Raw genomic sequence first — 4,870 nt, 5'->3', positions numbered from 1 at the left:
CCCCGGAGGGTGGGCGCCGCCGTCGGGCCGGTGGTGCTACCGGCAGGTGACCGCCGCGTGCGCTGCAGTGCTCGTGCTCTGCACGCCCGCGCCGTCCACGTTCTTGTAGGCCACGAGCTTGGCCTCCCCGGCGTCGAGCGACGCACCCCGGGTCAGGGTGTGCTCGACCGTGCTGCCCACGGGGATCTTGCTGAACTTGTGCTCACCCGCGGCCGAGGTGACCCGGACGTCGATCGGCACGCTGTCCGTGTTGGTGACCGTGACGTGGATGCTCGCGGTCCGACCGTTGCACGCGGCCGTCGCGGTCGACGTGAGCAGGACCGAGGTGCCGCCCGGGCCGGCCGGGATGGTCGATGCCGCGCCGGACTGCTCGAACGTCGGCGTGCCGAACGTCGCGAACCAGTCCTTGGCCTGGTTGAAGTCCTCGGTGAAGGCCCGGGACAGGACCAGCAGCAGGCGGGCCTTGACCGCCGTCAGGTCCTCACCCGCGAGGACCCCGTTGCTGCCCCCGTAGCTCGACCCGGACCCGGTCCGGGTCGTGCTGACGAACCAGACCCCCTTGGACACGGCCTTGCTGCGCTCCGAGCTCATGGCACCCGAGATGCCTCCCGCCCCGGTGCCCGCCGTGACCATGCCCTTGACCCCGGCGTCGGCGAACGCCTTGACGGCCTCGCCGCCGGCCTGCTGGTAGGACATGACGATCTCGACGCGCGGCAGCGCCTTGGGGTCGACCTTCGAGACGTCGAACGGCGTGAACCACGACTCCTGGTCGCAGCTCATGACGCGGGCCGGTGCCCGGCCCAGCGTGATGTTGGCGCCGTCGATCCAGCCCAGGACGCCGTACTCGCGCGTCTGGAACGTGTCGGTGCGGTAGGCGTTGGTCTTGGTGACCTCGCGGGCCGCCTGGATCTCGTCGTTGAGCATGAGGACGGTCCCGAAGCAGTACGTCTGCTGGCTCGCCGCGAGGCGCACGGCGTTGTAGAGGTTCGCGGGCGCGTCGGACCCGAAGACCGCCTTGTCGGCCGGGGTGTCGCCCGCGCCCCACGGGCGCATGGAGCCCGAGGTGATGACGGGCTTGCGCGACTGGACCGTGAGGTCGAGCCAGTACGCGAACTCCTCCTGGGTGTCGGTGCCGGTCGTGACGACCACGGCGTCCGCGGTCTCGAGCTGCTTCTCGACCTCGAGCGTGAGGGCGTGGAACTGCTCCATGGTGTAGCCGGAGGATCCGGCGTTGCCGAACTGGACCGCGGTCACGTCGGCGATCTGGTCGATCTCGGGGCGGAGCGTGTCGAGCATGTCGGACATGAGGTAGGTGCCCGCGCGGTAGCTCGTGAAGCCGTCGCGCGTGCCGGCCTTGCCCGCCATGGTGCCGCCCGTCGCGACGACCACGACCTTGGGCTTGGACGTCGTGGCCGCGGCGGTCACGGCCTGGTAGCTGGTGGACGTGATGCCCAGCGGGGTCGTGCCGGAGGCGAGGACCAACGGCTGCTGCCCCTGCGCAGCGGCCGTGGTGCGGGACTCGGCGATCGAGTAGGCGACGACGGAGACGAGCGAGACCAGGGCGAGGAGGAGCGCGACGCCGGCCGCGAGGGCGCGGCCGGACAGGGTCAGTGTCAGGGATCTCACGAGAGCCTTTCGGTCAGGGGGACGTCAGGGCTCGGACGCTATGTGGGGCCTGTTTCCTGGGCATTGCCTGTGTGTAAGAAGCACGGTTGTGCTGGTTCGCGAGGGTTGTCAGGTGGAGGCGAGCTGCCGCGCTGCGGGCATATGCTGTCGCGAAGACAGAAAAATCTGGAGGGTACTCATGCAGTTCAGCAACAAGGTCGCGCTCGTCACGGCCTCCGGCGCAGGCATCGGCGAAGCCGTCGCGAAGCGGCTCGCCGCGCAGGGAGCGGCCGTCGTCGTCTCCGACGTGAACGACGAGGCCGGCGCCCGCGTGGTCGCCGAGATCGAGGCCGCGGGCGGCCGCGCGGCGTACCGCCGCGCGAACGTCGCCGAGCCTGCCGACGTCACCGCCCTGGTCGCGTTCGCCGTGGAGACGTTCGGGGGGCTGCACCTCGCGGTCAACAACGCAGGGGTCGGCACGCGCCCGTTCCGCCTCGACCAGATGCCGCAGGACGGCTGGGACCGCACGCTCGACATCACCCTGCGCGGGACCTTCCTGTCGATGAAGGCCGAGATCGCCCAGATGCTCGTCCACGGCGGCGGCAGCATCGTCAACATCGCCTCGATCGCCGGGCTCAAGGCGTCACCGGGCCTCTCGCCGTACTCGGCCGCCAAGGCCGGCGTCGTCTCGCTCACGCGCGGCACCGCGATCGAGTACGTGACCGACGGCATCCGCATCAACGCGGTCGCGCCGGGTGCGATCGAGACGGCGGCGCTCGCGTCGCTGCCCGAGGAGGCTCGTGCCGGGTACGCGGCCGACGTCCCCATGAAGAGGCTGGGGCAGCCGTCCGAGATCGCCGACGCGGTCGCGTTCCTGCTCTCCGACCAGGCGAGCTTCATCACGGGCGTCGTCCTGCCCGTCGACGGCGGCACGCAGGTCGCGTGACCGACGCACCACGCCCCGCGACAGGGGCCTCCCTCGGGGCGGGGCCGGGTTCCGGCCCCGCCGCGGGGAGCCCCGGGCCCGCGCAGGGCGACGCCCGCGTGCCCGGCTACCGGTCCGACCTGCTCGACTCCCTGGTCCGCGTCATGGGCCTGTGGACGAGCGGGGACTTCCTCGCCGCGGTCGCGGCGCGCGAGGGGATCGACCTGGACTCCCCGGCGATCGTGGTCCTCACGATCGTGTGGCGGCAGGGGCCGCGGCGCCCGTCGGCGCTCGCGGAGCACCTGTCCACCGGGCCGTCGAACGTCAGCAAGATCGTGCGACGCCTCGACGCGGCGGGCCTCACCGAGCGTCGCGAGGACCCCGACGACGCACGGGCCGCACGCGTCCACCTCACCGCGGCAGGGGCGCGGGTCGCGAGGACGTTCGTCACGGCAGGGGACCGGCTCGTCGACGAGCTGCTCGACGGGTGGGACCCGCAGGACCGGCTGGCCTTCGCCGGGCTCATGCGCCGGTTCGAGCAGGCGAGCGAGGGGTTCCTCGAACGGTCCTGACGGGCACCGCGCCGGGACCGGCCGCGCCTGCTCGGAGCGCTCACCGCTCATGCCCACAGCAGCTGCCACCACGTCTCGTCCGGAGCGTCGGCGCGCTGGACGCGGCGGATCCGGTGCGGTGCGTGGACGGAGCCGGTGAGCCCGATCTCGTCGACCACGTACGCCCACAGCAGCTCGCACTCGCAGCCCGGGGCGTGGTGCTCCGTCACGAGCAGGTCGGCCTCGAGGCGCACGATCACGCCCTCCGCGACGAGTCGTTCGTCGCAGCGTCCGGGACCCAGCACGAACCCGTGGACCGTGAGCTCGCCCGGGTGCTCGACCGCCGCGCGCAGCATGGTCCCGAGCGTGGGCGAGCCGTTGGACCGGTCGGCGAGCAGGGGTGCGGCGAGGCGGGCCAGCAAGGCCTCCGCGACCGGTGCGTCGAGGTGCGCGAAGAAGGACGGCTCGAGCGGGTCGTCGTCCACCTGGACGATCCCTTCGAGGAGCTCGGGGACCGCGTCGTCGAGCAGCCAGCCGTGCGTGTGAGGTCCGTGGACGTGGTGGAAGCCGTCCGGGCCGTTGGCCACGTCGGCCTGACGTCCCCAGGCAGCGCGCAGGGTGCGCAGGCCCGGCGGTGAGACGGGGTGCGGGGGCGTGGCTCGGCGTCGGGGGTGCGAGGACCGGGTGCTGTGGGTCATGCGGGCAGCGTGCTGCAGCACGACCCGCGCGTGCAGCGGCGAGACGGCCTCCTGTGGACGGTCCCGGTGAGCCGGGGCTTGTGGATGACCCCCGAGCCCGCAGAATGAACGGGAGACCGTCCCGGGATCCTGGACGTCTCGCCGGATCCAGGACGCGGTCGTCTGCGCGACCGCAGCCTCCCGCGTGAACGTGCCCGGCAGAGCAGCCGACGAGAGGAACGCTCGATGAACGCAGTGCGTGCGACCACGGTGCTCGTGACGGGCGGCACCGGCACCCTCGGCACCCCCACCGTGTCCCTCCTGCGGGCCGCCGGGCACGACGTCCGGGTCCTCAGCCGCTCGACCGACCGCTCGACCGTCCCGGGCCTCGTGACGGGCGACCTGACCACGGGCGCGGGCCTGCGCGAGGCGTTCGACGGCGTCGGGGTCGTCCTGCACCTCGCGACCCGTGGGCCGCGGGCCGACGTCGAGATGGGTCGTCACGTCGTGACGGCGGCTCGTGAGGCGAGCGTGGGGCACGTCGTGTTCCAGTCGATCGTGGGCGTCGACCGCATCCCGCTCGGCTACTACCGGGCCAAGGTCGAGGTGGAGTCGATGCTCGCCGGGTCTGGGCTGCCGCACTCGGTCCTGCGGGCCACGCAGTTCCCGCAGCTCGTCGTCGGGCTCTTCACGGCGCAGCGTTTCTCGCCCGTCCTCCTCACGCCCGCTCTCCAGGTCCAGCCGATCGCGGTGCCCGACGTCGCCGCGCGGCTCGTGGAGATCGTCGCCGCCGGGCCCTCGGGCAGGGTCGCCGACATCGGCGGACCCGAGCGCATCACGGGTCGGGAGGCTGCGCGCGCCTGGGCGAGGGCGACGGGGAGCCGGCGCGAGGTCGTGCGCGTGCGGGTGCCCGGCAGGACGTTCGCGGCCTTCGCTGCCGGGCACCACCTGGTCCCCGGCAAGCCCTACGGGACCGGGACGTACGGGCAGTACCTGCTCGAGAGGTACGGCTCGGGGCGGTGACGGGCGGGCGCGGCGGACGGACGGGCGCGCGAACGTGCTCTTCCCCGGCCACGTGCCCGACGGCGCCGCTCACCTGCGGGGTGAGCGGC

5 protein-coding genes are annotated in these 4,870 nt (G+C 72.9%); 3 read left to right on the top strand and 2 right to left on the bottom strand.

Features of this window, described 5'->3' with window-relative positions; translation table 11 throughout:
• Positions 1-36 precede the first annotated feature (36 nt).
• Positions 37-1,626 (bottom strand): asparaginase, encoded by a 1,590-nt coding sequence (locus ACFWFR_RS17430; protein WP_377615739.1) that lies wholly within the window; start codon positions 1,624-1,626, stop codon positions 37-39.
• A 178-nt stretch (positions 1,627-1,804) separates the two neighbouring features.
• On the opposite strand from ACFWFR_RS17430, the gene ACFWFR_RS17425 reads away from it, so the two are divergent.
• Positions 1,805-2,551, top strand: coding sequence for an SDR family NAD(P)-dependent oxidoreductase (locus ACFWFR_RS17425; RefSeq protein WP_377623868.1), 747 nt, complete (start codon positions 1,805-1,807; stop codon positions 2,549-2,551).
• Positions 2,548-3,102, top strand: coding sequence for a MarR family winged helix-turn-helix transcriptional regulator (locus ACFWFR_RS17420; protein WP_377623867.1), 555 nt, complete (start codon positions 2,548-2,550; stop codon positions 3,100-3,102). The genes ACFWFR_RS17425 and ACFWFR_RS17420 overlap by 4 nt, the downstream gene beginning before the upstream one ends.
• Before the next feature lie 47 nt (positions 3,103-3,149).
• Here ACFWFR_RS17420 and ACFWFR_RS17415 read toward each other — a convergent pair whose 3' ends face one another.
• The gene (locus ACFWFR_RS17415) at positions 3,150-3,779 is read right to left on the bottom strand and encodes a hypothetical protein (RefSeq protein WP_377623866.1); all 630 of its coding nucleotides are present in this window, start codon (positions 3,777-3,779) and stop codon (positions 3,150-3,152) included.
• A 225-nt stretch (positions 3,780-4,004) separates the two neighbouring features.
• On the opposite strand from ACFWFR_RS17415, the gene ACFWFR_RS17410 reads away from it, so the two are divergent.
• Positions 4,005-4,781, top strand: a complete 777-nt coding sequence (locus ACFWFR_RS17410) for an SDR family oxidoreductase (protein ID WP_377615744.1) — start codon at positions 4,005-4,007, stop codon at positions 4,779-4,781.
• Positions 4,782-4,870 lie beyond the last annotated feature (89 nt).

Source organism: Oerskovia sp. NPDC060287 (genome assembly GCF_042726775.1).
GTDB classification, from domain to species: Bacteria; Actinomycetota; Actinomycetes; order Actinomycetales; family Cellulomonadaceae; genus Oerskovia; species Oerskovia merdavium.
This window is presented reverse-complemented; position numbering and strand designations above follow the sequence as displayed.

Bases quoted from the DNA above. Each gene is read 5' to 3' on its own strand.
- ACFWFR_RS17425 (WP_377623868.1), top strand. From the start codon at position 1,805: ATGCAGTTCAGCAACAAGGTCGCGCTCGTCACGGCCTCCGGCGCAGGC.
- ACFWFR_RS17415 (WP_377623866.1), bottom strand. From the start codon at position 3,779: ATGACCCACAGCACCCGGTCCTCGCACCCCCGACGCCGAGCCACGCCC.
- ACFWFR_RS17410 (WP_377615744.1), top strand. From the start codon at position 4,005: ATGAACGCAGTGCGTGCGACCACGGTGCTCGTGACGGGCGGCACCGGC.